The following is a 25,351-nucleotide window of genomic DNA, read 5'->3' as shown; positions in this document are numbered from 1 at the left end:
AATATCTGTGCGCGCGGCGCGCGGAATGGCGGAAGATATGGCCTGATCGCTTATGGATATAACCGTGTGACGTCCCAGCCGTTCCCTTGCTGTTCCCATATGGCTCTGTCATGCAGGCGGTATGGGCGCTCCTGCCAGAACTCAAAATGCTGCGGGCAGACCCGGTAGCCCGACCAGTTTTTGGGGCGGGGGATCGGGCCGTTGCCAAATTCTGCTTCCGCGTTTTTAAGGCGTTGCTCAAAAATATCACGGTCGGCAAGCGGGCGGGACTGGTCGGAGGCAATGGCCCCTAGGCGGGATATGCGGCTCCGACTCGCAAAATAGGCATCTGCCTCCTCGTTGGAGACTTCGGATATGGTCCCTTCGATTCGAATCTGGCGGCGCAGGCTCTTCCAGTAAAAGAGCAGGGATGCGCATGGATTGGCCTCGAGTTCGCGGCCTTTGCGGCTGAACATGTTGGTGTAAAAGACAAAACCCCTCCGGTCATGGCCCTTGAGCAGAACAACGCGCGCGGAGGGGCGGCCTTCTGCCGTGGCCGTGGCCAGCACCATGGCGTTGGGGTCACAGGGTTCCGCTTTTTCGGCGTCCTGCATCCATGCGTCAAAAAGCGTGAACGGATCCGCGCTCAGGTCGATCAGGGGGTGATCGGTAAAGGGAACGGAGGGGGCGGCTGTGTCTGTTTCCGGCATGGTTCGGACTCTTGTCTAAATGTCATGGAAAGGGGCGTTGCTCGCTTTCCTGTGTGATTCCATACTCCTGCCCGATGCGAGTTTAAAGCACGTCCATGCGTCTTTGGGCTTGTTTCACGCGCCGGTGTATGCGACCACGCCTACAGAAAACCCAGAATTTTTTCCGAAACAAGTAGGTTGAGGTTCCCACATGTCTTCTCCCAACGCCGAGCTGCCCGCAAAAGGTACGCTGATGAAGGGCAAAAAAGGTCTGGTGATGGGTGTTGCCAATGACCGCTCTCTCGCATGGGGCATTGCATCCGCAGTGGCCGCGCAGGGGGGCGAACTGGCATTTACCTATCAGGGCGAGGCGTTGGGCAAGCGCGTGCAGCCTCTGGCGGAAAGTGTTGGTGCCAAGCTGGTTCTGCCATGCGACGTAACCGATGATGCCGCCATAGACGAAACATTTGCCACGATTGAACGCGAATGGGGTGAACTGGACTTTGTTGTTCACGCCATTGGCTGGGCCGACAAGCAGTTCCTGCGCGGACGGTACGTGGATACCCCGCGTGATGCGTTCCTGACCGCACTGGATATTTCGTGCTATTCCTTTACGGCTGTTGCACGCCGTGCCGCAGGACTGATGAAAAACGGCGGTTCGCTGCTGACGCTCAGCTATCTGGGAGCCGAGCGCGTTATGCCCCATTATAATGTGATGGGCGTTGCCAAGGCAGCTCTTGAGGCGTCCGTGCGTTATATGGCCGCAGACCTTGGGTCTGAGGGTATTCGTGTGAATGCGGTTTCCGCCGGACCGGTCAAAACGCTGGCTGCCAGCGGTATTGGTGACTTCCGCTATATTCTGAAGTGGAACCAGTATAACGCACCACTCGAACGCAATGTGATGCTGGAAGAAGTGGGTGGGGCAGGGCTGTATATGCTCTCCGACCTGTCCTCTGGTGTTACGGGGGAAGTGCATCATGTGGACTGCGGGTACCATATGGTCGGCATGAAAAACCCGACCGCGCCCGATATCTCTGTTGCTGGAGACTAATCTCAGCCGTGTCCTACAATACTTTCGGGCATATGTTCCGGGTTACAACGTGGGGCGAAAGCCATGGCCCCGCGATTGGCTGTGTTATTGACGGCTGTCCGCCGCGCATTGCGTTGAGCGAGGCTGATATTCAGCCTTTTCTCGACCGCAGGCGGCCGGGGCAGTCGGCGTTTACCACGCAGCGGCAGGAGCCTGATCAGGTTCGCATTCTGTCCGGCGTGTTTGAGGGGCAGACGACAGGCACCCCCATCTCCCTCGTAATCGAGAACACGGATCAGCGGTCGCGCGATTATGGCGCTATTGCCCAGACCTATCGCCCCGGCCACGCTGACCTTGTTTATGACCTGAAATACGGTATCCGCGACTATCGTGGCGGTGGGCGCTCCTCCGCACGGGAGACGGCCTGCCGCGTTGCCGCCGGTGCTGTGGCCCGTAAGGTGCTGGGGAGTGGTGTGCGGGTGCGTGGTGCCCTTGTCCAGCTTGGCCCCAAGGATATTGACCGGACCCGCTGGGACTGGGCCGAGGTGGAGCGCAACCCGTTCTTTGTCCCGGATGCCGGTGTGGTAGAGGACTGGGCGGAGTATCTGGCTGGTATCCGCAAGGATGGTTCGTCCATTGGTGCGGTGATCGAGATTGTCGCCGATGGGGTGCCCGCAGGGCTGGGCGCTCCCATTTACGGCAAGCTTGATGCAGACATTGCTGCGGCGTTTATGAGCATTAACGCCGTAAAAGGGGTGGAAATTGGCGATGGCTTTGCCTCGGCCTCCCTGACCGGCCCGGAAAATGCCGATGCCCTGTTCATGCGTAATGGCGCGCTTGAGTTTGGCTCCAACCACGCGGGGGGTGTTCTGGGGGGTATTTCCAGCGGGCAGCCCGTGGTGGCCCGCTTTGCGGTCAAGCCGACCAGCTCCATGCTCACTCCCGTGCCGTCCATTACCAAGGATGGGGTGGAAACACAGGTCATTACCAAAGGGCGGCATGACCCATGCGTGGGCATTCGGGCAGTACCCGTTGGTGAAGCCATGATGGCCTGCGTGCTGGCCGACCATCTGCTCCGCCACCGTGGGCAGGTAGGGGGCTAACCCCTACCCGAGCAGGGTTGCATCCAGCGTAATCGGTGCCCTGAACAGCTTGGACACAGGGCACCCTTCCTTGGCTTTGTTGGCCAGTTCCAAAAACTGCGGTTGCGTTGCATTGGGTATTCTGGCCTTCAGGGTCAGGGCAATGGATGCAATTTCAAAGCCCCCATCCGTTTTGTTCAGACTAACATCCGCCTGCGTATCAATGGAGGTTGCGGTTAGCCCCGCATCCCCCAGAATGAGCGACAGGGCCATGGAAAAACAGGCGGCGTGCGCGGCTCCCAGAAGTTCTTCGGGGTTGGTGCCGGGTTGCCCTTCAAAACGGGTATTAAAGCCATAGGGCTGCTGGTTTAATGCCCCACTCTGGGTGGAAACGGTCCCTTTGCCAGTTTTAATGGCACCTTCCCAATGGGCGCTGCCATGTTTGGTAATGTGGCTCATACTGGCTGTATCCTTTGTCCGTTCGCCCATATATTTTCACAGGCATCCTATAGGGGAGCAACGCCTTGGTGGGTGATAAAGTTCACACCGGGTGCGCTGCTCTCGCAGAGATGAAAAGGTGTTTGGGTCAGAATGTGCCTATACTGCGTTCAATAATATGGTCGTGAACGCTCTGTAAAACCTTGCAAGCAGGCAGGAGTAGGGGCATTCCGGCTTATATCTTTGGCCCCGTTTCCATGCGCAGGCGCGGCGGGCGGGGCTGATAACGCGGAGACCATAATGAGTTCCACCACGACCGATACCGCTTCTTCCGTTGATGTCGTCCTGATCGGCGGCGGCGTCATGAGTGCTACGTTGGGGACATTGCTGCGGCAGCTCCAGCCTGACTGGAGCATCAGCGTTTTTGAGCGTCTGGGCAGCGTTGCGGAAGAAAGCTCCAATGCGTGGAATAATGCAGGGACCGGGCATTCCGCTCTGTGTGAACTGAATTACACCCCCCAAGGGTCGGACGGCACGGTGGATATTACCAAGGCCGTGGGGGTGAACGAACAGTTCCAGATTTCTCGCCAGTTCTGGTCCTATCTGGTGGAAAACCAGATTATTGTCTCGGCCAAAAACTTTTTAACGCCTGTCCCGCATATGAGCTTTGTCTGGGGGGACGACAACGTGGCGTTCCTGCGTAAACGTTACGAAGCACTCTCCCAGCACCCGCTGTTTTCGGGCATGGAATATACGGAAGATACAGCCCAGATCACGCAGTGGGCACCGTTGATCATGCGTGATCGGCCTGCCGGACAAAAACTGGCCCTGACCCGCAGCCTTAAGGGTACGGATGTCAATTTTGGCGCGCTTACCCGCCTTTTGTTCACCTACCTAGCCAGCACTCCGGCCTGCACACTGCACACCCAGCACGAGGTGAGTGATATTGCCCGTAATGGCAGCGATGGCTGGAAGCTGAAAGTACGCGACCTGCGCCAGAACACCCAGCGCGAGGTTAATGCCCGGTTTGTCTTTATTGGGAGTGGTGGTGGGGCTCTTTCCCTGCTGCAAAAAACAGGCATACCCGAGGCTCGTGGTATTGGTGGTTTTCCGGTGAGCGGGCAGTTCCTGCGTTGCACCAACCCGGACCTGATTGCTCAGCACCACGCCAAGATTTACGGCAAGGCATCTGTGGGTGCGCCCCCGATGTCCGTGCCGCACCTTGATACGCGTATGATCGATGGCAATCCCGCATTGCTCTTTGGCCCTTATGCTGGTTTTTCCACACGCTTTTTAAAGCAGGGCTCCCTTATGGATCTGCCGCTTTCTGTTCGGGCGGATAACATTGGCCCCATGCTGGCCGTTGCGCGTGACAACTGGGCCCTGACCAAATACCTGATCGAGCAGGTCATGCAGAGGCAGGGGGCGCGGATTAAGGCTTTGCAGGACTTCATCCCCAACGCGCAGGCCAAGGATTGGGAACTGGTTGTGGCAGGTCAGCGCGTGCAGATTATTAAGAAGGATGCCGCCAAAGGTGGTGTGCTGCAATTTGGCACGGAAGTGATCGCTAGCGAGGATGGTTCGGTCGCGGCTCTGCTGGGGGCATCGCCCGGTGCGTCTACTGCGGCACCGATCATGCTGAACGTTTTACAGAAATGCTTCCCGACCAAAATGCCGGAATGGACGGACAAGCTGTGCCAGATTATTCCATCCTTCGGGCAAAAGCTCTCGCGCCACCCCGATATGTGCGAAGAAATTTTTGATAAAACAACGCAGGTTCTTGGTCTTACCCAGTAATCTGCCTGCCCTCCGTATTCTGGCTATACGGGGGGCAAAAGCCTGATTTCAGTCGGACACGCTCATATCCGCGCGGTTCCACCAGTGGGTCTGCTGCGTGGCGGTGTGGGGAATAAAATCTGCCGGGTCGCCCTCAAAGCTGACTGTATTGGTGGGCGTTTCCTCAATGCTCAGTTCAGAGCAGTGTAAAACCCCACCCTCGGCTAGCAGAAAGGCGTTGACCTTGGCCATGAGCAGGCAGGTCATCAGTTCGGTTGTCGGGTCGCCGGGGGTGACCACAATGCGGGCCGCCCGTGCGGGTTCGTGTGCTTTAAACCACGCCAGAAGCGCGTCATCCCCCGCAAGCTGGAGTGCGTGGTCCAGCCGTTCATCCACAAAGCGGTGCCAGGTCTGTTTGGCTTTTTGGAAAGAGACCGGCATGTTCCCAGCCCCGTCCAGCCGGGTGAGGCTGGTGGGTTTAAGCCGAACGGTTACAAATTCGTTGTGTCCGTGGGGCAGGGCGCAGTTCTCGCTGGCACCGTGAATAAGGCGGTGTCCCATGGAAAAACGGCGTGTAAAAATAAGGTCAGGCATGCTGGTTTTCTGCTTTATAGGCTTCCCACCCCGTGCGTCGGAGTTGGCAGGCAGGGCAGGTGCCACAACCGTACCCCCATGCGTGGCGCACATTGCGTTCGCCCATATAGCACGTATGGCTTTCGTGGTTGATCAGCTTTACCAGAGGAGCTCCCCCCAGTTCTTCCGCCATGACCCATGTTTCGGCCTTATCCAGCCACATCAGGGGGGTATGCAGGACGTAGCGGCTTTCCATGCCCAGATTAAGGGCGACCTGCAGGGCTTTTATGGTGTCGTCCCGGCAGTCGGGGTAGCCGGAATAGTCGGTTTCACACACACCCGTTACAATGTGGCGTATGCTCCGGCGTGCAGCGAGTGCTGCTGAAAATGTTAAGAAAATCAGGTTGCGACCGGGCACAAACGTGTTGGGCAGGCCGCCCTGAGTCATTGCAATTTCGGCATCACGCGTGAGCGCTGTGTCAGAAATATCGTTCAGCGCATGCAGGGGCAGGGTGTGGTCTGGCCCCAGACGTTCTTTCCATTGCGGGTTCTGGGCTGCCAGCCCGTCCCGTATGCTCTGGCGGCATTCCAGTTCAATGGCATGGCGCTGGCCGTAGTCAAATCCCACGGTTTCCACATGTTTAAAGCGCGATAACGCCCATGCCAGACATGTTGCGGAATCCTGACCGCCGGAAAAAAGTACAAGAGCGGATTCGGTCTGTTCCTTGGAGGACAGGGGCATGATCAGGGTATTCCCGTCAACTTATGGGTTTGCAGGGACAGTGCCCATTGGGGGTTTTGCAGGCAGTAGGCAATAGCGGCCTGTGTATTGGCCGCCTGTGCAGGGCCATCCATGGGTTGGAGCCAGAAATGTGTAAAATCCAGCCCTGCCACATCAGCCGGGGCCAGCCCAGACTGAGGGTAGACCAGTTTGAGTTCAGCACCGTGGGTCTGTACGAGTGGTACCCCGGCTTTGGGGCTGACACACAGCCAGTCTATGCCTTTCGGGGCATGTATGGTGCCGTTACTTTCCACCGCGATAAAAAAACCTCTGTCATGCATGGCTGCAATCAGCGGTTCGTCAAGCTGGAGCAGGGGTTCTCCGCCTGTAAACACGACCAGACGGCGGGAAAGAGGAGTGGCGGCAGATTCAGGCCAGAACCCGGCAATGCGGTCCGCCAGTTCCCCAGCGGTGAGGAACCGGCCTCCGTTGCTACCATCGGTGCCAACAAAGTCGGTGTCGCAAAACTGGCAGGCGGCCTGTGCTCTGTCCTCTTCCCGGCCGGACCAGAGGTTGCAGCCAGTAAAGCGGCAGAACACGGCCACGCGCCCTGCCTGCCCGCCTTCGCCCTGCAGGGTCAGAAAAATTTCTTTAACAGAGTAAACCATTTAAAGTCTTACAGGCCGATCCCGGTCGTGTGCATGCCCAGACTGTCCAGCAAGGCCCGGTCGCGCTGGGCTTGCGGGTTGGGGGTGGTCAGCAGCCGTTCGCCATAGAAAATGGAGTTCGCACCGGCCAGAAAACACAGGGTCTGCGTTTCGTCATTCATGTTTTCACGCCCGGCGGCAAGGCGTACGCGGCTTTTGGGCATGGTAATCCGGGCTGCCGCAATCATGCGCACGAAGTCCAGAGGCCGTACTTCATCCGCTTTGGCAAGTGGCGTGCCTTCCACGCGTACCAGCAGGTTGATCGGCACGCTTTCAGGGTGGGCAGGCATGTTGGCCAGTGCGGCAATCAGGCCAGCACGGTCGGTTTCATTCTCGCCCATGCCGACAATGCCGCCACAGCAGACATTGATCCCCGCATCACGAACGTTGGAGAGTGTGTCCAGCCGTTCCTGATACGTGCGGGTGGTAATGATCTGGCCATAATATTCGGGGGAGGTATCGATATTATGGTTATAAAAGTCCAGACCGGCCTGTTTTAGCCTTTGGGCCTGTGCGTCATCCAGCATGCCAAGGGTTACGCAGGTTTCCATCCCCAGTTCTTTAACGCCTTCGATCATGGCGCAGACTGTTTCCATGTCCCGTTCTTTGGGGGTGCGCCACGCGGCTCCCATGCAAAAACGGCTAGCCCCGGCGGCTTTGGCTTTTTTTGCTTCGATCAGCACGTTTTCGACCGCCATGAGCTTTTCAGCTTTTACGCCGTCTTCATGCAAAGCGCTCTGGGGGCAGTAGGCGCAATCCTCCGGGCAGCCACCTGTCTTGATCGACAGAAGGGTGGAGATTTGAATTTCGGTCGGATCAAATGTTGCGCGGTGAATCGCTTGCGCCTGAAACATCAGTTCAGGGAACGGAAGATCAAGTAGCGCCTGCACTTCGGCAACGCTCCAGTCATGGCGGATGTCCAGAGCAGGAGAGGCAGGGCGGGAAAAGGAGGGCGAACCATCAGGCATGGAATATCAACCGAACCAGATATACTAGAGGAAAGAGCGGTCAGCATATCGTGTTTGCACCGTCAAAGCCAGTTTTTAGCGGACGCATGAAGGTGTGGCATCTGCACGCCCTGCCTTCACAACGGGCGCAAAGTGTTTGAATACTGGTGCCACGCTAAATCGAATATAAAAACTTAAGGTGGGTATGATGATAAAAACAAAATCGGTGCTGGGTGTGGTGCTGGCCATGGGCGCACTTGGCTCGCTTGCTGCATGTGACCATCAACCGCAGGAACGGTCGGGGCGTGGTGTGGGGCTTTTGCGCATGCCCAACCCTGCTTCGGTTTACTGCGTTAAAAAAGGCGGGGAGCTGAAGATGGAAACAACGGATAAGGGGCAGGTCGGTTATTGCCATCTCCCCGATGGTAGCGTGATGGAGGAATGGGCGCTGTTCCGGCAGGATAATCCCCGGCAGGGTAACTGACCTTTTGGGGGAGACGCAGGATTACAGGCAGGTCAAGGAGATTTCGGCATTCAGGTAAGATCGTATTATATTACGTTTTGCCTATGAATGGCGTAATGCGGCAGGCCTGTGGTTTCGCTTCTATGGGTACGAGAACAGGGAGCTTGATGCTGCCGGGTTCATGCCCCGGTAGCCGCTTCCATTAATGATCTGGCCGTTAGCTGTGCGGACAGGTGGTTTCTCTCTGGTCCAGGGGCCCCAGATCGGACGACCATCCGGGTCTGACCGCACGGGGGCTTGTAACTGGCAGAGGAGGCATAACGTGCCCGCCTTATGGTTATTGCCCCCAGCGCAAGCTGGACCAGATGTGGGCTGGCCCAATCAATCCAAGCCGGGAAAAAAGCATGGTAAGGGCAAACGTCCTGCCTGCACACCGGTGCGTAGGTCTACGTTCAGGTCAAGTGTAGACGTGTCTATAATGGCAAAGTTACCGCAAGCGAGCAGCAGGAGTTGCTGCATAGGTAGCTCGGTTATGCGGCCGACCAGCATGGTAAAAACAATGCTGAACGAGACCATGGCCATAACGCCCAGACGCAAATATGGACACGCGCAAAAAACGGCATGGAGGTTTGCCTTGCGGACGCTTGTTGAGCAGCAAAAACACGGATTGGGATGAACGCAGTGCCAGAGAACGGTTTTGGGTAAAATCTGCCGCCAAAAACCTGTCGTGGGGCATAACGTCAGGGGCATATTTGTGTTACGTAACCGCATTGGTCCAACTGAGCCCACATGCAAAATGCGGTGGATAAAACCGGAAAATTGAAGATGACAGTTCTGCCGACTTTCAGCGATGTGGTTGCGGCTTCTGCCAGAATAAAAGGGCAGGCCCATCGCACGCCAGTCCTGAGGTCCCGCTACTTCAATGCGCTGAGTGGTGTTGAACTGTTCTTCAAGGCGGAAAATTTTCAGCGGGTTGGGGCGTTCAAATTCCGGGGTGCGACCAATGCGATTCTGGCATTGCCAGAAGCTATACGGCGGAAAGGAATTGTGGCTTTTTCGTCTGGTAATCACGCACAGGCCATTGCCTGCGCCGCACGTGCTGCCGGAGTGCCCGCTGTTATTGTGATGCCAGCAGACGCACCAGCCATGAAGCTTGCCGCAACGCGTGGATACGGGGCGGAAGTGGTCACCTATGACCGGTATTCTCAGGACCGGGAGGAGATTGCGGCACGCCTTGTCGTCCAGCGCGGTGGAACATTGCTACCGTCTTTCAACCATCCGGATATTATTGCAGGGCAGGGAACCGCAGCACTGGAACTGCTGGAGGAAACCGGCCCACTTGATGCACTGTTTGTGCCGGTTGGTGGTGGTGGTCTGGTCTCCGGCTGCGCACTGGTTGCGCAGAAAGTGGCACCTGATTGCGCGGTTATAGGTGTTGAACCCGAAGCAGGGGATGATGCAAGGCAGTCCATGGAGGCTGGGCGCATCATAAAAATTGCCGCGCCACGCACAATTGCCGACGGTGCACAGACCACAAGCGTGGGGAGCATTACGTTTGCGATCATGCAGCAATATGTGCGCGGCATTGTTACGGTTGATGACGCCGCTCTGGTCGCTACAATGCGCCTTCTGGCTGAACGGATGAAGATTATTGTGGAGCCCACGGGCTGCCTGGCTCCTGCGGCGGCACTTGCGGCGGCCTCACAATGGCAGGGGCGACGTGTTGGTGTTCTTTTATCCGGTGGGAATATCGATCTGACGACATTCTCCCGGCTGGTTGGCTAAATCCATTCGACAGGCGGTGGTGTGCTTGCGGGTATGGGGTGGTTATGTGGCCTCCTCATGAGGCCGGATGCGCACACTCAAATATCGCATAAGATATATTATGCCAACAAAATGCAGCCATCATAAGGTCGGAGTGTGGTGCGTGCTTGCGGGGCAAATAGCTACCCATATCCACTTCGATTTATGAAGAAAATGATGCTCCTCTTCGGCAGCGCAGGCTCTGGATTGAACGCTGGAGCCTGCGCTGCCATCAATAATGAGAAATTGTGTCATCCCCCGGCCTTGCCTCGATTGGTATCCTGCTTTCCAAGCAATGCACATAATTAAATCGTGCAATGCGGGGTGCGGTTGGGAGGATTGTCTATTTTTATGTGTTGTTATTACCCGAATATATCTATAAGGGGTCGTTAAATAAGCTTCTGTCATTCACTGTGGTGGGTTGTGGATATTTTGTCTTCTGACAATACAGGTGTTGTAGAACAGTTACGCGCCGTGCAGGACGACCCCGTTCGTCTGCTGCGCAAGGCGCACGAACTGCTTGGGAACAGGCTGGCGATTATGTCGTCTTTTGGTGCGGAATCTGCCCTTCTGCTCGCCTTTGTGGCGGAAGCAGACCCGGATATGAAGGTTCTTTTCCTCAATACAGGCAAGCACTTCCCCCAGACACTCACATATCGCCGCGAACTGGCGGATGTTCTGGGACTGACAAATGTTGAGGATATAGGCCCCTCTCCAGAGCAGGTCAGCGACCGTGACCCCACGGGGGAACTCTGGGCCTTTGACCCCGATGCCTGCTGCAACCTGCGTAAGGTGGAGCCGTTACGCGTTGCATCCTTGCCGTATGACGTGCTGGTCACCGGCCGCAAGCGTGGGCAGGCCGCCACACGCGCCACAATGACCATTGTGGAAGAGCGTGATGACGGCCAGTTGCGGATTAACCCGCTTGCATTCTGGAGTGCGCAGGATATTGCGGCGGAAATGCAGCGCCGGTCCTTGCCGCCCCATCCACTTGTGGCAGAAGGATACTTGTCCATCGGGTGCGCGCCATGCACACGTCCGGTGGATGGGCGCGAAGATGCCCGGTCGGGCCGCTGGTCCGGCCTGAACAAAACCGAGTGCGGAATTCATATAGCGGGCTGACCTGCTATGCCGTGCTTGAGGAATTAGCCTTACCCGTCAAAACTACAGGGTCGTGGAACATGGATCATCTTGATCAACTGGAAGCTCAGAGCGTTTTTATTCTGCGGGAGGCTTATCGTAAGCTGAAGCCGCTAGCCATGCTGTGGTCATTGGGTAAAGATTCCAATGTTATGGTCTGGCTTGCCAAAAAGGCGTTCCTTGGGCGCGTCCCCTTCCCTGTTATGCATGTAGATACGGGGAAGAAGTTCCCCGAAATGTACCAGTTCCGCGATGAATACACCAAAAAATGGGAACTGGATTTGCTGCTGGGCGACTGCCCGCCAGTAGAGGAAATGGATCCCTCCCTGCCGCCCGCCGCCCGCTCTGCCGCGCGTAAGACCGCAGGTCTTGCCGCCATGATCGAAAAGCACAAATTGCAGGGTGTTATTGCCGGAATCCGGCGTGACGAGCAGGGTACCCGCGCCAAGGAGCGCGTATTCAGCCCGCGGGGTGCGAGCCACAAATGGGACATCCGCAACCAGCCGCCCGAATTCTGGGACCAGTATGCCACCCCGCATGAAGAGGGTATGCATATTCGTGTGCATCCGCTTCTGTCCTGGCGTGAGATTGATATCTGGCGTTACATCGAGCGCGAAGGCATTCCGCTGGTTGACCTGTATTTTGCCAAAAATGGCAAGCGGTACCGCTCCTTGGGGGATTCGGACATTACCTCTCCTGTGGAAAGTAATGCCGCTACTCTGGCGGAAGTGATCGCGGAGTTGGAAACAACCAAAACGTCTGAACGCTCGGGCCGGGCCATGGATCATGAATCCGAAGATGCCTTTGAACGCCTGCGTGTTGCTGGTTATCTCTGATAGAGCGTGGATCGGAAAAAACGAAAATGAGTGATACGATTTCTTCTTCTCAGGATGCCGCAACACCGATTGTAATCGTGGGGCATGTTGATCATGGTAAATCCACGCTTATCGGGCGTCTTTTGCATGACACGGATAACCTGCAGGACGGCAAGGTCGCCCAGATTATTGAGTCGTCCAAAAAGCGCGGCCTGAAGATCGAGTGGAGCTTTCTGCTCGACTCTCTCCAGATCGAACGCGATCAGGGCGTGACCGTTGATTCGACCCGCATTCCCTTCAAATTGGGTTCGCGCGAATATGTTATTGTCGATGCTCCCGGCCATCGTCAGTTCCTGCGTAACATGATCACAGGTGCTGCTGACGCAGAGGCCGCCGTGCTGGTGGTGGATGCGGTGGAAGGTGCGCGTGAGCAGACCCGTCGTCATGCCATGCTGCTGCATCTGATCGGGATCCGGCACGTTATTGTGCTGCTCAACAAGGTCGATCTTCTGGATTTTGATCAGGCCAAAATTGAGGCTGTTGAGGTCTCGGTTAACGAGCTTCTGGGCAAGCTGGGGCTGGAAGCCGCCTATTTTGTTCCGGCCTCCGCCCGTGATGGTGATAATATTGCCAGCCGCTCCGACCGTATGGCGTGGTACAAAGGTCCAACCCTGACCGAAGCACTGGCGCGTGTGCCAACACCCGCATCCCGCTCGGAACTGGCGCTGCGTTTTCCCGTGCAGGATGTGTACCGCTTTGGTGACAAGCGTTACGTGGCTGGCCGTATCGAGCGTGGCCGGGTACGTGTGGGTGACACTGTTGTCATTGGCACACAAAAGACCCCTGCCCGTATCGCCTCGATCGAAAGCTGGCATACGGCCCCACATGTCAGTGCTTCGGCTGGCCAGTCCATTGCGGTCACGCTTGAGCCCGATGTTATTCCCGACCGTGGCGATCTGCTGCACCACGTGGATACCCCGCCCACACAGGCATCACGCGTACGTGCCCGCCTGTTCTGGCTGCGGCAGGAGCCCCTTCGTGTGGGTGAGAGCTTCCGCCTGCGTCTGGCAACGGCAGAACATGCGGTGACCGTAACCAGCATTGAGTCCGTTGTTAATCTTGACGACCTGACCATGTATCCGGGCACGGAAGTACCCCCCGAAGGCTTTGCGGAAATTACGCTGGCCGCAGCGGAGAACATTCAGTTCGATGCATTCGCACCGGGTACGCCAGATGGGCGTGGTGTTCTGGTTGACCTGCAGCAGCGTATTGTGGGGGGCGCACCCCTTATTGGTCCGGCTGAAATTGCTGTGGGTGAAAAAGCCATTCATCCGAGTGCCAGCGCTGTTAGTACACAGGACCGCCAGCGTGTTAAAGGCCACAAGGGCAGCGTGTTTTGGCTGACTGGCCTGTCGGGTGCGGGGAAAAGCACACTGGCTCGCGCGGCAGAAAATGCTCTGTTTGCCGCAGGTGTGGACGTAAGCGTACTCGATGGTGATACGCTGCGTGCTGGGCTGTGCAAGGACCTTGGCTTTGCCGAGGCCGACCGGACCGAAAACGTGCGCCGGGCGGCCGAAGTGGCGCGTATTCTGCGCGATGCCGGACAGGTTGTGCTGGTAGCCCTGATCTCCCCCTTACGTTCGGACCGCGAACTGGCCCGCCAGATTATTGGTGAAGGGTTTGAGGAAGTGTTTGTAGATGCCGATCTGGGCACCTGCGAGCAGCGTGACCCCAAAGGCCTGTATGCAGCAGCCCGTGCAGGCAAGATTAGCGGCTTTACAGGGATTGATGCTCCCTATGAGGCGCCTCAGGCTCCGGCCCTGCGTGTAGCGACTGATAACGGAAGCGTGGAAAAAGCTGTCTCTCAGCTTGTGTCCTTCGTGGAAGGCAGTGTGCGCACAGGTGGCAACGCCCGCGTGCGTTCCTGACATGACAGCAAAAGTGGCTGTCAGGGGCTAAAGCGCCAGGCAGCCACTTTTCAGGTCGCGTTGTTCGCCTGTAAGGTATGATTTTCTAAAAGGTGGGCAGGCAGATATATGAGTGCTGTGTCATGACACTGTCACGTCTTGCTTTTTTTAAAGCTGGTGGTTCCGCCCTGCCCGGTTACAGGCTGTCATTAACGCTTACACTGGCGTGGACAGGCTTTTTTATTATCCTGCCATTGTCGACCCTGCTGGTTTATCCTTGGCAGGGTGGCCCTGCCGCCATGCTGGGTGCCTTGCATGACAGCCGCATGCTGGCGGCCTTGTGGACAAGCTTTTCCTGCGCCGCCATTGCCGCGGCCTGCAATATTCCCTGTGGGCTTTTGCTGGCATGGGCACTGGCGCGGGGGAACCTGCCGGGGCACCGTCTGGCGGATGCACTGATCGACCTGCCCCTTGCTCTGCCCACGGCTGTTTCTGGTATTACGCTGGCAACGCTGTATGGACCGCATGGGTGGCTTGGGTCCTTGCTGGCGGTATTTGGTGTCAGTGTTTCCTACAACAAGGCCGGTATTGTGCTGGCGCTCATGTTCGTTGGTCTGCCTTTTGTGGTGCGCGCGGTGGAGCCGGTTTTGCGCAATTTACCGCAGGATCTGGAAGAGGCTGCCCACCTGCTGGGGGCACGGCCATGGCAGATTTTTTTGCGGATTATTGCAGCCCCCATCCTGCCCGCCCTCATAACCGGGTTTGGTCTGGCGTTTGCCCGTGGCATCGGGGAATATGGGTCCGTTATTTTTATTGCGGGAAATCAGCCGTTTAAAAGCGAAATCGCGCCGTTGCTGATTGTGGTCAGGTTGCAGGAGTTTGATTATCCGGGTGCCACCGCCATTGCTCTGGTGCTGTTGTGTGTTTCGCTTCTGTCACTCGCATTGATTGGTGGATTTCGCCGTCGTTTTGCTTTGTGGAGTGAGCCAGCATGACCCGTTACGTTGTGTGGGTTGCAAGCTGGCTTTTTATTCTTGTTGTGCTGGTAACCCCCCCGGCACTGGTTTTGACAGAAGCACTCAAGGACGGTCTGGTGGCATCGCTTGCCACATTGTCCGACCCGGATGCGCAGTCAGCCATCTGGCTGACGCTCCGGGTCAGTGCCGTAGCCGTTACACTTAATACCGTTTTTGGTATTCTGGCGGCGTGGGTGCTGGTTAAATTCCGGTTTCCGGGGCGGCAGTTCCTGCAAATTCTGGTGGAATTGCCGCTGAGCATTTCCCCCGTTGTTTCTGGTCTTGTCTGGCTTTTGCTGTTTGGCGCGCAAGGCTGGTTTGGCCCCATGCTGGAGCGGTGGAATATCCATATTGCCTTTGCCGTGCCGGGTATTATTCTGGCCACGTTGTTTGTAACGCTGCCTTACGTCGTGCGCACGGTCATGCCGGTCATGGAGGTGCAGGGGCGCGACGCGGAGGAAGCTGCCGTATTGGCCGGGGCCGGGTTCTGGCAGGTTTTGTGGCACGTAACCCTGCCCGGCGTGCGCGGTGCCCTGCTGTCTGGTGTGCTGCTGACAACTGCCCGCGCACTGGGGGAGTTCGGGGCCGTTTCCGTTGTGTCTGGGCATATTCCGGGCGAGACGGAGACCATGCCGCTACATATTGAAAATCTGTACAACGGGTATCAGTCGGTAGCGGCCTTTACCATGGCAGCCCTGTTGGCCCTTATGGCCATGAGTGCTGTTCTGCTGAGGTCGGCACCAGAGTGGATTGCAAGATTGCAGGAGAAAAAGGCGTGAGTATTGAGGTCTGCAATCTGGTCCGTCTGGCACCGGGCGCCCAGCAGCGACTGCTGGATGACGTGTCGCTCAAGGTGCCCGATGGCGCCTTTGTTGCACTGGTCGGGCCTTCGGGGGCTGGTAAAACCACCCTGCTGCGCGCCATAGCCGGGCTGGATAACTGCAACAGCGGTTCCGTGCTGCTCGATGACAGACCCATGACCAGTGTAAAAGACCGTGCCGGCCGGATGGGGTTTGTATTCCAGAATTACGCCCTGTTCCCGCATATGACGGTTGCGCGCAATATTGCCTTTGGGCTGGACGTGCAACCTCGTGCAGAGCGCCCTGCCCGCGCCCAGATTGCCAAACGGGTGGAAGAGTTGCTGGAGCTTATGCAGTTGCAGGGCATGGGCGGCAAACACCCTGCAAAGCTGTCTGGCGGTCAGCGGCAGCGTGTAGCACTGGCCCGCGCACTGGCTACCGGGCCGCGTGTTCTGCTGCTCGACGAACCCTTTGGTGCTCTGGACCCTATTGTTCGTCGCTCCATTCGTTCGTGGCTGCGAGAGCTGCATGATACGCTGGGCCTGACTACCATTTTGGTTACCCATGATCAGGAAGAGGCGCTGGAGGTGGCGGACCGTATTGTGGTCATGCAGTCGGGCAGAATTGTGCAAGATGCCTCCCCCATGGATCTGGATGAGCAGCCCGCGACTGAATTTGTTATGGAATTTCTGGGTGAGGCGGTATCCTTTGCCGGAGAGGTCCGGCACGGCCGCATGATCCCCGATGATGCACTGGTGATCCCATTTGTAGTGCCCGAAGGTGTGACGGACGGGCCGGTTGTGGCCATGATCCGCCCCTACGAAATGGCCATACAAAAACCCAGTTCCGAGCAGGATGTGCTGAGCATTTATGCCGCCCCACGAGGTACGCGCAACGGCTACAGGCATTATACGCTCCAGCTTGGAGAACGGATTATTCCGTTCTATCGACCGGTTGATGAGGCCGATGTGCAGGTACAGGGGGTTGCGCTTGATATCAGTCGCTCCCGCCTGTTCCGGCAGGGGCTCTTGTGTGCATGATACGCCTCTGATGCGTGATATGTTGATAAAGACGAAAATTTATGTAATTTTCTGTCGTGGAATACGCGGAAAGGTATGAGCGTGGATCGCAGGAATAATCGTCGTGATACTGAGGGCTGTAGCGTTGTTACGGCTAACCGTCTGCTTGATGGCCGGATTGTCTGGCTGGACGCGCAGGGCAAGTGGCAATTGACCATTGCTCAGGCCTGCCTGTTCCCTAATGATGGAATGGAAGCCGTTCTACGCTCCCAGAATGCCCGCGCAGGCGCGGATAACGTTGTGGGTGTTTATGGCGTTCAGGTAGAACAGACCCGGCACGGGCCATGCCCCCGCACCACGCGCGAACGTATTCGTGCCGATGGACCCAGTGTTCATGCTGAATTTACGCCCCTATGGCAGCCCGCCCCCGCTGCTGTAAGTGGTTCTTGAATAAAACCGACGGACCCCAGACCATGCCCCACTCTTCCCAGCCCCCAGCAGACGTCGGCCGGTATGCATATGACACGGTTGACCGTACTTTCCTCAAACAGCGGGTCGAACAGTTCCGTGATCAAGTGCAACGTCGGATTTCCGGTGCTCTGAGCGAGGATGAGTTTAAACCCCTGCGGCTGATGAACGGCCTTTACCTGCAACTGCATGCCTACATGCTGCGGGTGGCTATTCCCTACGGTATTGTCAGCGCTGCCCAGATGCGGACGTTGGCCCTTATTGCTCGTCGGTATGACCGTGATTATGGGCATTTTACCACGCGGCAGAACATCCAGTTCAACTGGATCAGGCTGGAAGATACTCCCGATATCCTGAATATTCTGGCTGATGCGGAAATGCACGCTATCCAGACCAGCGGGAACTGCATTCGCAACGTGACATCCGACCAGTTTGCCGGTGCCGCGCGGGACGAGGTGCTGGACCCACGCGTGCATGCTGAAATCCTGCGTCAGTGGTCCACCTTGCACCCGGAATTTACGTTTTTGCCGCGTAAGTTCAAAATTGCCATCTCTGGCAGTGCGCAGGACCGGGTTGCTGCCCGTTTTCATGATATCGGGCTGCTTGCGCGCAAGGGTGACAACGGGCGTGCGGTGTTTGAGGTGTATGTTGGCGGCGGTCTGGGGCGTACCCCGATTATTGGCGTAAAACTGCGCGATGACCTGCCCGAAGAAGACCTGATTGCATATCTGGAAGCCGTTCTGCGTGTGTATAACGCGTATGGACGCAGGGATAATATTTACAAGGCCCGCATTAAAATCCTTGTGCAGGCTCTGGGGCTTGGGGCTTTCCGGGATCAGGTCAATGCCGAGTTCATGGCCATGGACCGCAGCCGTTATCGCCTGCAACCTCAGGTGGTGGCTGCCATTCGTGCACGTTTTGCAACTCCCGTGTTCGCGGCGGATGCGGCCGCGTCCTCTGCCCAACTGGCAACACAGACAAAAGCTGATCCGGCTTTTGCCGCGTGGGTTGGCACCAACACACACCCGCATCAGCAGGATGGGTATTGCAGTGTTACGATCTCCTGCAAACCATCAGGTGGTATTCCGGGGGATGTCACATCCGCCCAGATGGACCTGCTGGCCGATCTGGCGGAACAGTACAGCTTTGGTGAACTGCGCATAACCCATTTGCAGAATGTTGTGTTCGGGCATGTGCGCAAGGACCAGTTGTTCGCACTGTGGCAGGTATTGACCGCTCATGGTCTGGGGACAGCCAACGTCGGCATGATTACCGATATTATTGCCTGCCCTGGTCTGGATTACTGCGCACTGGCCAATGCACGGTCCATTCCCATCGCCCAAAAGCTGAGCCAGCGTTTTTCCAACGCGGCCTTGCAGCACGAAATAGGGGCGCTGCGCCTGAATATTTCGGGCTGCATCAATGCCTGCGGTCATCATCATGCCGGACATATTGGTATTCTCGGCGTTGATAAACGTGGGGAGGAAGCCTTCCAGATCACTCTGGGGGGGAATAGTGGGGAAGATGCCTCCATTGGCCAGATTATTGGTTCGGCCATGTCGGAAGATGAAACGGTTGATGCAATCGCCAGAATTGTTGATACCTATCTGGTCCAGCGCAAGCCGGGCGAACGTTTTATAGAAACCTGCCGCCGCCTAGGCGCCGCGCCATTCAAGGACGCAGCTTATGCCACTGCTTGAGAACGGTCAGATTGTACAGGACGGATGGACGCTGGTTCAGGACGATCAGCCATTGCCAGATGGTGACATTCTGCTCCCTCTTTCCCGGTTGTCCGAAGGGCTGGGGTGCAATGGCAACGGGCGTTTAGGCGTTGTTCTTAAGCCGGATGAGCAGGTGGATGCGCTTAAGGAAGCCCTGCCCCGTCTTGCTCTGGTCAGTCTGCATTTCCCTATTTTTCGGGATGGCCGGGCGTTTACGCAGGCCCGCTCACTGCGTGAGCACCTGCACTTCACTGGCGATGTGCGCGTAACCGGGCATTTTTTGCCTGACCAGTATGAGTTCCTGCTCCGATGTGGTGTTAGCCAGCTTGTTCTTCCCGATCAGAGCGATCTGGCGGTATGGCACAAGGCGCATGAGCGGATTACCATAGCCTATCAGCCCTCTGTTCTGACCGAGCGGGCGGAAGGATTTGCATTCAGGCGGTTCCTGTCTCCCTGAGTGCATGGTGGTGCCCAGAGTCTGGAAGAGCGTAAACGGGCTTATTCGTTCAGTCGCCGTGTGTTCCATACGGACTTATCTTGGGTTCGCATTGCGGACTACACGCTGGACATTCAGAATTGACCCGCAATCCTACCTCTACCTGACCAGTCAGGAGGGGCGCACCGCTGTTGTGGCTTTCTGGCATGAGGTGCTGCCCCTTACTCCGGCATTGTGGTGGTGGGCAGAGCGCCAGAACCCCGCCGTAAGCCTGCGCGTGCTGGTGAGCCGTAATAGCGATGGCCGGGTCATTGCCGATGTGGTGGCACCATGGCGGATATGGTCCATAGCCGGTTCTTCGGACACACGAGGAAAAAGCAAAGGCGGGGCTGCTGCCATGCGGCGCATGCGCGCCAGCCTGCTGCATGGTTGTCTGGTTGCCATTACGCCCGATGGCCCTTGTGGGCCACGCCGCCAGACCCGACGGGGGGCCGAGGCTCTGGCGCGTTTTGCTGGCAGGCCGGTTATTCCCATGGGAGCATCCTGTAGTGGCATACGCCTGAAATCATGGGATAAGATGGTGCTCCCACTCCCCTTTGGCCGTGGAGTGTTTGTAAGTGGCGCGCCAGTATGGCCTGCGGCTGTTACAGATCCTGAGCAGGAAACAGCCGTAAGCCTGCAAACACACCTGAACACACTGATGGATCAGGCGGCCCGGGAGGAACAACCCCGTACAGGCGAGCACTCTGTTGTTCTCAGGCCGCGTGCAACATGTCCTTCCCGCGTGTGGAAAGGGCTGGGAGTGCTATTGGCTCCTGTTCTGCCTCTCTATCTGCGTTGGCGGCAGGTCAAGGGAAAAGAGGTTGCCGGGCATGTACGTGAAAAAATGGGTTTCCCCTCTTGTCCTCGTCCGCGTGGAAAACTGTTGTGGTTCCACGCGGCCAGTGTGGGGGAGGCTTTGTCCATCCTGCCGCTGGTGCAGGCCTGTTTACGGCAAAAAGCAGATATAAATGTGCTGGTTACAACTGGCACGGTTACGGCCAGCCAGATTGTGGCGCAACGCTTTGTCCACGACCGGGTGGTGCACCAGTTTATGCCGCTCGATGTGCCAAGGTGGAGCCAGCGCTTTTTGGACCATTGGGCACCGCAGGTCGCAATTTTTACAGAGAGTGAATTATGGCCCACGGTGCTCGGGGCTTGTCACGCGCGCAATCTGCCAGTTGTGCTGGTTAATGGCCGTATGTCGGCATCTTCCTTCCGGCTATGGTGCCATTTACCCGGTGTTGCGCGGCGGATGCTGGAACCTTTTGCGTGGGTTTCCGCCCGGACGGAAGAAGATGCTCTGCGCCTGCGCTCCCTGGGCGCGGTTACCCAGTTCATGCCCGGTGATCTGAAAACCGCGGCCCCCGCCCTGCCTGTGGACGAACCCGAACTGGCGCGACTGCGGGCCATGATAGGTGCACGTCCCGTTTTTGTGGCCGCATCCACGCACGCGGGGGAGGAAGAGCAGGTTGCGCGTGCTGCGGATATTGTGCGCCAGATACACCCGGATCTGCTGACCATTATCGTGCCACGTCACCCAGAGCGGGGGGCAGATATTGCGAACGGGTTAAATGCCGCACCAAGGCGTGCCCAAAATGCGGTGCCAACCCCTGATGATGCCTTTTGGGTATGCGATACTCTGGGCGAGCTTGGGCTTTTTTTCAGGTTAGCGAGTTGTGTTTTTATTGGCAACAGCCTGCCCGGTTGCCATGGTGGGGGGCATAATCCGTTTGAACCCGCGCGGATGGACTGTGCCATGGCGACCGGCCCGCTCATTCATAATTTTGAGGAAGCTTTTCAGGCCCTGCGCGGTAGCGTTCAGGTTGTGCATGATGACCGTGCCATGGCGGCATGGGTCGGGCAGATGCTTGCCAGCCCCGAGGAGCGGATACGCATGGGCCAGCAGGCACAAAAAGTCGCAACGGTGAATGAGACTTTGCCCGATGATCTGGCAAAGCAGGTTCTCGCACTCGTATGGTAAGGCTGTCTCCACCGGCGTTCTGGGCTAACCCACAGGCCAGATTATGGCCAACTCTTCTCGCTCCCATTGCGTGGGGCGTTGGTGTTGTCGCGCGGCGCAGAATGCGTAGGTCCGGGTGGCGGGCTCCCGTGCCAGTGCTGTGCTGCGGCAATGTAACGGTGGGGGGAACAGGCAAAACCACTGTGGTGATTGATCTGGTGCAACGCCTGATTGCACGCGGGTGCTGCCCTCATGTTCTGACGCGTGGTTACGGTGGGCGGGAGGCAGGTGGTATCCGGGTTGATCCTGCCATTCATACAGCGCGGCAAGTGGGAGACGAACCCTTGCTGCTGGCGGGTTACTGCCCGGTATGGGTTGGGGGGGATCGCGCCGCAACTGCGCGGCAGGCCGTGCAAGCTGGGGCGGACTGTCTGATCATGGATGACGGGTTGCAAAATTCATCCTTGCAGAAAACGTTTTCGCTTCTGGTCGTCGATGGTGCGGTGGGGTTTGGCAATGGGCATGTTCTGCCCGCAGGCCCATTGCGGGAGCGGGTTGAAGATGCTCAGGCCCGGGTGGATGCGGTGCTGATGATCGGAGAGGACCAGACGGATGTCATCAGGCGGAGTGTCTCCCTGCCCGTATTATGGGCTGATCTGGAACAGGTTGGGCTCCCCCAGCGGATTACTGAACGCCCCTGTGTGGCCTTTGCCGGAATAGGACGGCCGGATAAATTTTTTGATGGGCTGCGTGCCGCCGGGCTGGTTCTGGCCCAAACGCTTCCTTTCCCCGACCATTATGCGTATAACCCGCGCGATATAAAACGGCTTCAGGCACTGGCCGATGGGCTGGGCGCACAACTTGTTACAACCCCCAAGGATGCCATGCGCCTGCCCCGCGGTTTTCGTCTTAATGTTGTAGAGGTGGGTGTGCGGCTTGTCTGGCAGAACCCGGAAGAGCGAGAACGCCTGCTGGATATGTTTTTGGCCACGTCGGTATGAGCCGCCGGATTGTTACCCTGCGCTACAGGTTGGAAGCTATGGTGGCCACTGGGTTGGTGCGCGTTCTGGAGCGCTTGCGCCCAGACCACTCTTCCAGCCTGCTCGGTCTTTTCTGCCGTGCTGTTGGGCCGCTTCTCCCGACGTCTCGGGTTATAGAACGTAATCTGGAACTGGCCATGCCGGAACTGGACCGCCCCGAACGCAGACGGATCGTACGGGGGGTCTGGGAAAATCTGGGCCGGACTTTGGGCGAATTACCCCATCTTGCCTCTCTTGAGGAAAATACCCTTACAGGGCCGGGGTTTGAGGTGCAGGGAGCCAAGTATCTGGAGCAACAGGCACTGTGTGATGGGCCTGTCCTGTTTGTTTCGGGCCATATCGGTAATTGGGAAATGCTGCCCCCAGCCGCAGCAAAGCATGGTGCGGCCTTTGCGTCCTTTTATCGTGCGGCCGGTAATCCGCTGGTGGATGCGCTGCTACGCACCCTGCGCAACAGGGCTATGGGGGGGATGTCTGTTCCGCTTTTTGCCAAAGGGGCCAGAGGTGCGCGGGAATCCTTGGCCTACATAGCTGCTGGTGGGCGTCTGGGCATGCTTGTTGACCAGAAAATGAATGATGGCATCGAGGCTACGTTTTTTAATCGTCCGAGCATGACGGCACCAGCCCTAGCCGCCATGGCGCTGCGGTATCGTTGCCCGGTTATTCCCGGTTATGTGGAGCGTTTGGGGCCAGCACGGCTGCGTATTGTTGTCGAACCCCCACTGGACCTGCCCAATACGGGAGATAAACGCAAGGATATGCATTTGTTGGTGCAAATGGTGAATGACCGGCTGGAGGTCTGGATCAGAAAAAACCCCTCAAGCTGGCTGTGGCTGCATCGGCGCTGGGCAAAAGACCTGTACCGGTAAGTGCGTATGCCAGCGTAACATCCGGCACCAACGCGGCTTTACGTCTGGTCCTAATTTTACTGGTTACAGAAATATCTGGCATGCGGAAGGATGCCGCATAAAGCGGGTCGCCCTGTAACGGGCTTGGCGGTATGGTGGCGGCGTTTGCATTTTTGTTGGAGTAGCCATTTCCATGTCAGCCCTCCCCAGCCCTGCCCTTGCCTACCGACTGGAAGCCGCGCGGGCTGTTGTGCATGACGCCGCCCGCATGGCCATGGCCATGCGGCCACCGCCGGGTGGACCGCAGGGGGAACTGAAGTCTGCTCAGGATTGGCTGACGGAAACAGATGGCGCGGTGGAAGCATTTATTGCACAGCGGATGCAGGCTCTCTTTCCTGAAGATGGCTTTCAGGGGGAAGAAGGTGGCGTAAGTCGCACAGGTAGCCTGCGCTGGGTTGTGGATCCTATTGATGGCACATCCAATTATGCCCGTGGCCGGTGCCGGTGGTGTGTATCGCTCGGTCTGATGGACGGGGATGAACCCGTAGCCGGTGTGATTGATGCTCCGGCATTGGGCGAGGTCTATACGGCCCTACGTGGGTATGGGGCTTTTTTGAACGGAAAACCTATCAAGGCATCCCCCATAAAGGACCCGGCCCGATCCATGATTGAAATGGGCTGGAGTGGGCGCGTGCCCAAGTCTGTTTTTATGGATAAAATGGACGCCATTATGGAGCTTGGCACAATGCCCCGCTCGGGCGGGTGTGGAGCACTGGCTCTGGCGGATGTGGCCAGTGGTCGGCTTGATGGCTATATTGAAATTGTTATCAACCTGTGGGACGTGGCCGCAGCCCTGCCGCTACTGGCCGAAGCCGGGGCTGTTGTTTCTCCATTCCTGCAAAATGGCGGGTTGACCGGAGGCGCTACCATTCTGGCCGCTAACCCGCACATTGGACCCGTTTTGGCCAAAGCGGTTTCCATTCCACTGGAATAAAAACAAAACAAAGACAGGCCTTTCTCGCGCCACAAAAGCATGCTTTTTTAAACGCCAATTTACCGGCTTATCGTGGAGAAACCCGGAATGCATTTCTTTAAACGGCTGTCTTCAGTTTCTCTGGTCCTTGCCGCGACCATGCTGGCATCTGGCGCACATGCGCAGACAGCTGACAGTGCGCAATCCACCGTTGATAAAGCGGCATTGAGCGTGCAGGACATTTTTCTTGGTGCAAATGGCCAGAGCCCGTTGGTGAGCAATCTGGCCAAGGCGCGTGCTGTGATGGTCTGCCCGGCCATGTTCCGGATGTCTATCGCTTTTGGTGGCGCGCATGGAGAATGCGTGCTGCTGGCAAAAGATGCCCGAGGCTCATGGTCTGATCCTGCGTTTTACAAGCTGAGTTCTGCTTCCTTTGGCATCCAGTTTGGTGTGCAGAGTTCCCAGATTGTTTTTTTCATCATGACCGATCGTGGTCTTCAGGCGCTGCTGGATAGCCAGTTCCAGTTTGGCTCCAATGCGGGTGCGTCCTTTGCCAATATGAGCACGGCCGTGGCCAGCTCCAATGCCGGTGCGAGCAATACGGATATTCTGGTCGCCCAGAAATCTCAGGGTGTGTTTGCGGGTGCGTCACTCGGCGGCAGCAAGCTGACAGTCTACAGTGACGAAAACCGAGCTTACTACAAACAGAGCGTTGGCCCGGAAGATATTGTTGTGAGCATGCGGGTCAATAATCCGGACGCTGACCCCTTGCGTAGTGTTCTCATGCGCTATGCCCGCAGAGCCCAGACATCAGCCACAACGGCTCCTCGCGTAGGTGGAAGTGCAGCCACGACTGATGCGATTGATAGCGATAGCACGGGCGTGACGGCCCCAAGTGGCGGAATCCAGCAGGAAAGCCTGTCCCCTGCCCGCTCCGGTACGCGCTAGAATACTCAGG

At 57.3% G+C, this 25,351-nt stretch carries 27 protein-coding genes; 20 read left to right on the top strand and 7 right to left on the bottom strand.

What is annotated here, in order from left to right:
* Nucleotides 1-50: 50 nt before the first annotated feature.
* Complete coding sequence (pdxH, locus tag GOB86_RS00520; RefSeq protein ID WP_165990455.1) at nt 51-689, bottom strand: pyridoxamine 5'-phosphate oxidase; 639 nt, start codon at nt 687-689, stop codon at nt 51-53.
* Between the two features lie 190 nt (nt 690-879).
* On the opposite strand from pdxH, the gene fabI reads away from it, so the two are divergent.
* On the top strand, nt 880-1,719 hold the full coding sequence (gene fabI, locus GOB86_RS00515; protein WP_165990454.1) for an enoyl-ACP reductase FabI: 840 nt from the start codon (nt 880-882) through the stop codon (nt 1,717-1,719).
* Nucleotides 1,720-1,727: 8 nt separating this feature from the next.
* Nucleotides 1,728-2,801, top strand: a complete 1,074-nt coding sequence (gene aroC / locus GOB86_RS00510) for a chorismate synthase (protein ID WP_165990453.1) — start codon at nt 1,728-1,730, stop codon at nt 2,799-2,801.
* A gap of 3 nt (nt 2,802-2,804) precedes the next feature.
* On the opposite strand, the gene GOB86_RS00505 is transcribed toward aroC, so the two are convergent.
* Entirely contained in the window at nt 2,805-3,239 is a 435-nt protein-coding gene (locus tag GOB86_RS00505; protein WP_165990452.1) for an OsmC family protein, read from the bottom strand.
* Nucleotides 3,240-3,515: 276 nt separating this feature from the next.
* Between GOB86_RS00505 and GOB86_RS00500 the strand changes: the two genes are divergently transcribed.
* Entirely contained in the window at nt 3,516-5,015 is a 1,500-nt protein-coding gene (locus GOB86_RS00500) for a malate:quinone oxidoreductase (RefSeq protein WP_338421502.1), read from the top strand.
* Between the two features lie 48 nt (nt 5,016-5,063).
* Here GOB86_RS00500 and GOB86_RS00495 read toward each other — a convergent pair whose 3' ends face one another.
* Genes GOB86_RS00495 through bioB form a run of 4 tightly spaced genes read right to left on the bottom strand, consistent with a single transcriptional unit; the run spans nt 5,064 to nt 7,963 of the window.
* The gene (locus tag GOB86_RS00495; RefSeq protein ID WP_165990450.1) at nt 5,064-5,588 is read right to left on the bottom strand and encodes a 6-pyruvoyl trahydropterin synthase family protein; all 525 of its coding nucleotides are present in this window, start codon (nt 5,586-5,588) and stop codon (nt 5,064-5,066) included.
* Complete coding sequence (queC, locus tag GOB86_RS00490; protein ID WP_165990449.1) at nt 5,581-6,309, bottom strand: 7-cyano-7-deazaguanine synthase QueC; 729 nt, start codon at nt 6,307-6,309, stop codon at nt 5,581-5,583. The genes GOB86_RS00495 and queC overlap by 8 nt, the downstream gene beginning before the upstream one ends.
* Nucleotides 6,310-6,311: 2 nt before the next feature.
* Nucleotides 6,312-6,956: a 7-carboxy-7-deazaguanine synthase gene (gene queE, locus GOB86_RS00485; protein WP_165990448.1), complete on the bottom strand. Its 645-nt coding sequence runs from the start codon at nt 6,954-6,956 to the stop codon at nt 6,312-6,314.
* An 8-nt stretch (nt 6,957-6,964) separates the two neighbouring features.
* Nucleotides 6,965-7,963 (bottom strand): biotin synthase BioB, encoded by a 999-nt coding sequence (bioB, locus tag GOB86_RS00480; RefSeq protein ID WP_165990447.1) that lies wholly within the window; start codon nt 7,961-7,963, stop codon nt 6,965-6,967.
* A gap of 184 nt (nt 7,964-8,147) precedes the next feature.
* On the opposite strand from bioB, the gene GOB86_RS00475 reads away from it, so the two are divergent.
* Entirely contained in the window at nt 8,148-8,426 is a 279-nt protein-coding gene (locus GOB86_RS00475; RefSeq protein ID WP_242012361.1) for a putative hemolysin, read from the top strand.
* 64 nt (nt 8,427-8,490) lie between these two features.
* Nucleotides 8,491-8,598, top strand: coding sequence for a DUF1348 family protein (locus tag GOB86_RS16490; protein ID WP_338421501.1), 108 nt, complete (start codon nt 8,491-8,493; stop codon nt 8,596-8,598).
* 188 nt (nt 8,599-8,786) lie between these two features.
* Here GOB86_RS16490 and GOB86_RS00465 read toward each other — a convergent pair whose 3' ends face one another.
* Complete coding sequence (locus GOB86_RS00465) at nt 8,787-8,981, bottom strand: hypothetical protein (RefSeq protein ID WP_165990446.1); 195 nt, start codon at nt 8,979-8,981, stop codon at nt 8,787-8,789.
* Between the two features lie 249 nt (nt 8,982-9,230).
* Here GOB86_RS00465 and GOB86_RS00460 point away from each other — a divergent pair, with 249 nt between their 5' ends.
* From GOB86_RS00460 to GOB86_RS00390, 15 genes are all read left to right on the top strand, one after another.
* Entirely contained in the window at nt 9,231-10,190 is a 960-nt protein-coding gene (locus tag GOB86_RS00460; RefSeq protein WP_165990445.1) for a threo-3-hydroxy-L-aspartate ammonia-lyase, read from the top strand.
* A gap of 441 nt (nt 10,191-10,631) precedes the next feature.
* On the top strand, nt 10,632-11,330 hold the full coding sequence (locus GOB86_RS00455) for a phosphoadenylyl-sulfate reductase (RefSeq protein WP_408737264.1): 699 nt from the start codon (nt 10,632-10,634) through the stop codon (nt 11,328-11,330).
* 59 nt (nt 11,331-11,389) lie between these two features.
* The gene (gene cysD / locus GOB86_RS00450) at nt 11,390-12,184 is read left to right on the top strand and encodes a sulfate adenylyltransferase subunit CysD (protein ID WP_165990443.1); all 795 of its coding nucleotides are present in this window, start codon (nt 11,390-11,392) and stop codon (nt 12,182-12,184) included.
* Nucleotides 12,185-12,210: 26 nt separating this feature from the next.
* On the top strand, nt 12,211-14,091 hold the full coding sequence (gene cysC, locus GOB86_RS00445; protein ID WP_165990442.1) for an adenylyl-sulfate kinase: 1,881 nt from the start codon (nt 12,211-12,213) through the stop codon (nt 14,089-14,091).
* A gap of 122 nt (nt 14,092-14,213) precedes the next feature.
* Nucleotides 14,214-15,065: a sulfate ABC transporter permease subunit CysT gene (gene cysT / locus GOB86_RS00440; protein ID WP_165990441.1), complete on the top strand. Its 852-nt coding sequence runs from the start codon at nt 14,214-14,216 to the stop codon at nt 15,063-15,065.
* The gene (locus GOB86_RS00435; protein WP_165990440.1) at nt 15,062-15,865 is read left to right on the top strand and encodes a sulfate ABC transporter permease; all 804 of its coding nucleotides are present in this window, start codon (nt 15,062-15,064) and stop codon (nt 15,863-15,865) included. Before cysT ends, GOB86_RS00435 begins: the two co-directional genes overlap by 4 nt.
* Nucleotides 15,862-16,926 (top strand): ATP-binding cassette domain-containing protein, encoded by a 1,065-nt coding sequence (locus tag GOB86_RS00430; protein ID WP_165990439.1) that lies wholly within the window; start codon nt 15,862-15,864, stop codon nt 16,924-16,926. Before GOB86_RS00435 ends, GOB86_RS00430 begins: the two co-directional genes overlap by 4 nt.
* An 81-nt stretch (nt 16,927-17,007) precedes the next feature.
* Nucleotides 17,008-17,355: a DUF2849 domain-containing protein gene (locus GOB86_RS00425; RefSeq protein WP_165990704.1), complete on the top strand. Its 348-nt coding sequence runs from the start codon at nt 17,008-17,010 to the stop codon at nt 17,353-17,355.
* A 23-nt stretch (nt 17,356-17,378) separates the two neighbouring features.
* On the top strand, nt 17,379-19,073 hold the full coding sequence (locus tag GOB86_RS00420; protein WP_165990438.1) for a nitrite/sulfite reductase: 1,695 nt from the start codon (nt 17,379-17,381) through the stop codon (nt 19,071-19,073).
* The gene (locus GOB86_RS00415; RefSeq protein ID WP_165990437.1) at nt 19,060-19,551 is read left to right on the top strand and encodes a DUF934 domain-containing protein; all 492 of its coding nucleotides are present in this window, start codon (nt 19,060-19,062) and stop codon (nt 19,549-19,551) included. Before GOB86_RS00420 ends, GOB86_RS00415 begins: the two co-directional genes overlap by 14 nt.
* A gap of 4 nt (nt 19,552-19,555) precedes the next feature.
* Nucleotides 19,556-21,553 (top strand): glycosyltransferase N-terminal domain-containing protein, encoded by a 1,998-nt coding sequence (locus GOB86_RS00410; RefSeq protein WP_165990436.1) that lies wholly within the window; start codon nt 19,556-19,558, stop codon nt 21,551-21,553.
* A complete protein-coding gene (gene lpxK / locus GOB86_RS00405) occupies nt 21,547-22,533 on the top strand; it encodes a tetraacyldisaccharide 4'-kinase (protein ID WP_165990435.1) in 987 nt (328 codons plus the stop codon). Before GOB86_RS00410 ends, lpxK begins: the two co-directional genes overlap by 7 nt.
* Nucleotides 22,530-23,441 carry a lysophospholipid acyltransferase family protein gene (locus GOB86_RS00400; RefSeq protein WP_165990434.1) on the top strand — a complete coding sequence of 304 codons (912 nt, stop codon included), beginning with the start codon at nt 22,530-22,532 and terminating at the stop codon, nt 23,439-23,441. Before lpxK ends, GOB86_RS00400 begins: the two co-directional genes overlap by 4 nt.
* A 172-nt stretch (nt 23,442-23,613) precedes the next feature.
* Entirely contained in the window at nt 23,614-24,414 is an 801-nt protein-coding gene (locus GOB86_RS00395) for an inositol monophosphatase family protein (protein WP_165990433.1), read from the top strand.
* Between the two features lie 87 nt (nt 24,415-24,501).
* The gene (locus GOB86_RS00390) at nt 24,502-25,341 is read left to right on the top strand and encodes a lipid-binding SYLF domain-containing protein (protein ID WP_165990432.1); all 840 of its coding nucleotides are present in this window, start codon (nt 24,502-24,504) and stop codon (nt 25,339-25,341) included.
* Nucleotides 25,342-25,351 lie beyond the last annotated feature (10 nt).

Origin of the sequence: Acetobacter lambici (assembly GCF_011516885.1) — a bacterium.
Lineage (GTDB): Bacteria > Pseudomonadota > Alphaproteobacteria > Acetobacterales > Acetobacteraceae > Acetobacter > Acetobacter lambici.
This window is presented reverse-complemented; position numbering and strand designations above follow the sequence as displayed.

What these genes read in the sequence shown, in the direction of transcription:
- pdxH (WP_165990455.1), bottom strand. Translation starts at nt 689, where the DNA reads ATGCCGGAAACAGACACAGCCGCCCCCTCCGTTCCCTTTACCGATCAC.
- fabI (WP_165990454.1), top strand. Translation starts at nt 880, where the DNA reads ATGTCTTCTCCCAACGCCGAGCTGCCCGCAAAAGGTACGCTGATGAAG.
- GOB86_RS00505 (WP_165990452.1), bottom strand. Translation starts at nt 3,239, where the DNA reads ATGAGCCACATTACCAAACATGGCAGCGCCCATTGGGAAGGTGCCATT.
- GOB86_RS00495 (WP_165990450.1), bottom strand. Translation starts at nt 5,588, where the DNA reads ATGCCTGACCTTATTTTTACACGCCGTTTTTCCATGGGACACCGCCTT.
- queC (WP_165990449.1), bottom strand. Translation starts at nt 6,309, where the DNA reads ATGCCCCTGTCCTCCAAGGAACAGACCGAATCCGCTCTTGTACTTTTT.
- queE (WP_165990448.1), bottom strand. Translation starts at nt 6,956, where the DNA reads ATGGTTTACTCTGTTAAAGAAATTTTTCTGACCCTGCAGGGCGAAGGC.
- bioB (WP_165990447.1), bottom strand. Translation starts at nt 7,963, where the DNA reads ATGCCTGATGGTTCGCCCTCCTTTTCCCGCCCTGCCTCTCCTGCTCTG.
- GOB86_RS00475 (WP_242012361.1), top strand. Translation starts at nt 8,148, where the DNA reads ATGATGATAAAAACAAAATCGGTGCTGGGTGTGGTGCTGGCCATGGGC.
- GOB86_RS00465 (WP_165990446.1), bottom strand. Translation starts at nt 8,981, where the DNA reads ATGGTCTCGTTCAGCATTGTTTTTACCATGCTGGTCGGCCGCATAACC.
- GOB86_RS00460 (WP_165990445.1), top strand. Translation starts at nt 9,231, where the DNA reads ATGACAGTTCTGCCGACTTTCAGCGATGTGGTTGCGGCTTCTGCCAGA.
- cysD (WP_165990443.1), top strand. Translation starts at nt 11,390, where the DNA reads ATGGATCATCTTGATCAACTGGAAGCTCAGAGCGTTTTTATTCTGCGG.
- cysC (WP_165990442.1), top strand. Translation starts at nt 12,211, where the DNA reads ATGAGTGATACGATTTCTTCTTCTCAGGATGCCGCAACACCGATTGTA.
- cysT (WP_165990441.1), top strand. Translation starts at nt 14,214, where the DNA reads ATGACACTGTCACGTCTTGCTTTTTTTAAAGCTGGTGGTTCCGCCCTG.
- GOB86_RS00435 (WP_165990440.1), top strand. Translation starts at nt 15,062, where the DNA reads ATGACCCGTTACGTTGTGTGGGTTGCAAGCTGGCTTTTTATTCTTGTT.
- GOB86_RS00420 (WP_165990438.1), top strand. Translation starts at nt 17,379, where the DNA reads ATGCCCCACTCTTCCCAGCCCCCAGCAGACGTCGGCCGGTATGCATAT.
- GOB86_RS00415 (WP_165990437.1), top strand. Translation starts at nt 19,060, where the DNA reads ATGCCACTGCTTGAGAACGGTCAGATTGTACAGGACGGATGGACGCTG.
- GOB86_RS00410 (WP_165990436.1), top strand. Translation starts at nt 19,556, where the DNA reads ATGGTGGTGCCCAGAGTCTGGAAGAGCGTAAACGGGCTTATTCGTTCA.
- lpxK (WP_165990435.1), top strand. Translation starts at nt 21,547, where the DNA reads ATGGTAAGGCTGTCTCCACCGGCGTTCTGGGCTAACCCACAGGCCAGA.
- GOB86_RS00400 (WP_165990434.1), top strand. Translation starts at nt 22,530, where the DNA reads ATGAGCCGCCGGATTGTTACCCTGCGCTACAGGTTGGAAGCTATGGTG.
- GOB86_RS00395 (WP_165990433.1), top strand. Translation starts at nt 23,614, where the DNA reads ATGTCAGCCCTCCCCAGCCCTGCCCTTGCCTACCGACTGGAAGCCGCG.
- GOB86_RS00390 (WP_165990432.1), top strand. Translation starts at nt 24,502, where the DNA reads ATGCATTTCTTTAAACGGCTGTCTTCAGTTTCTCTGGTCCTTGCCGCG.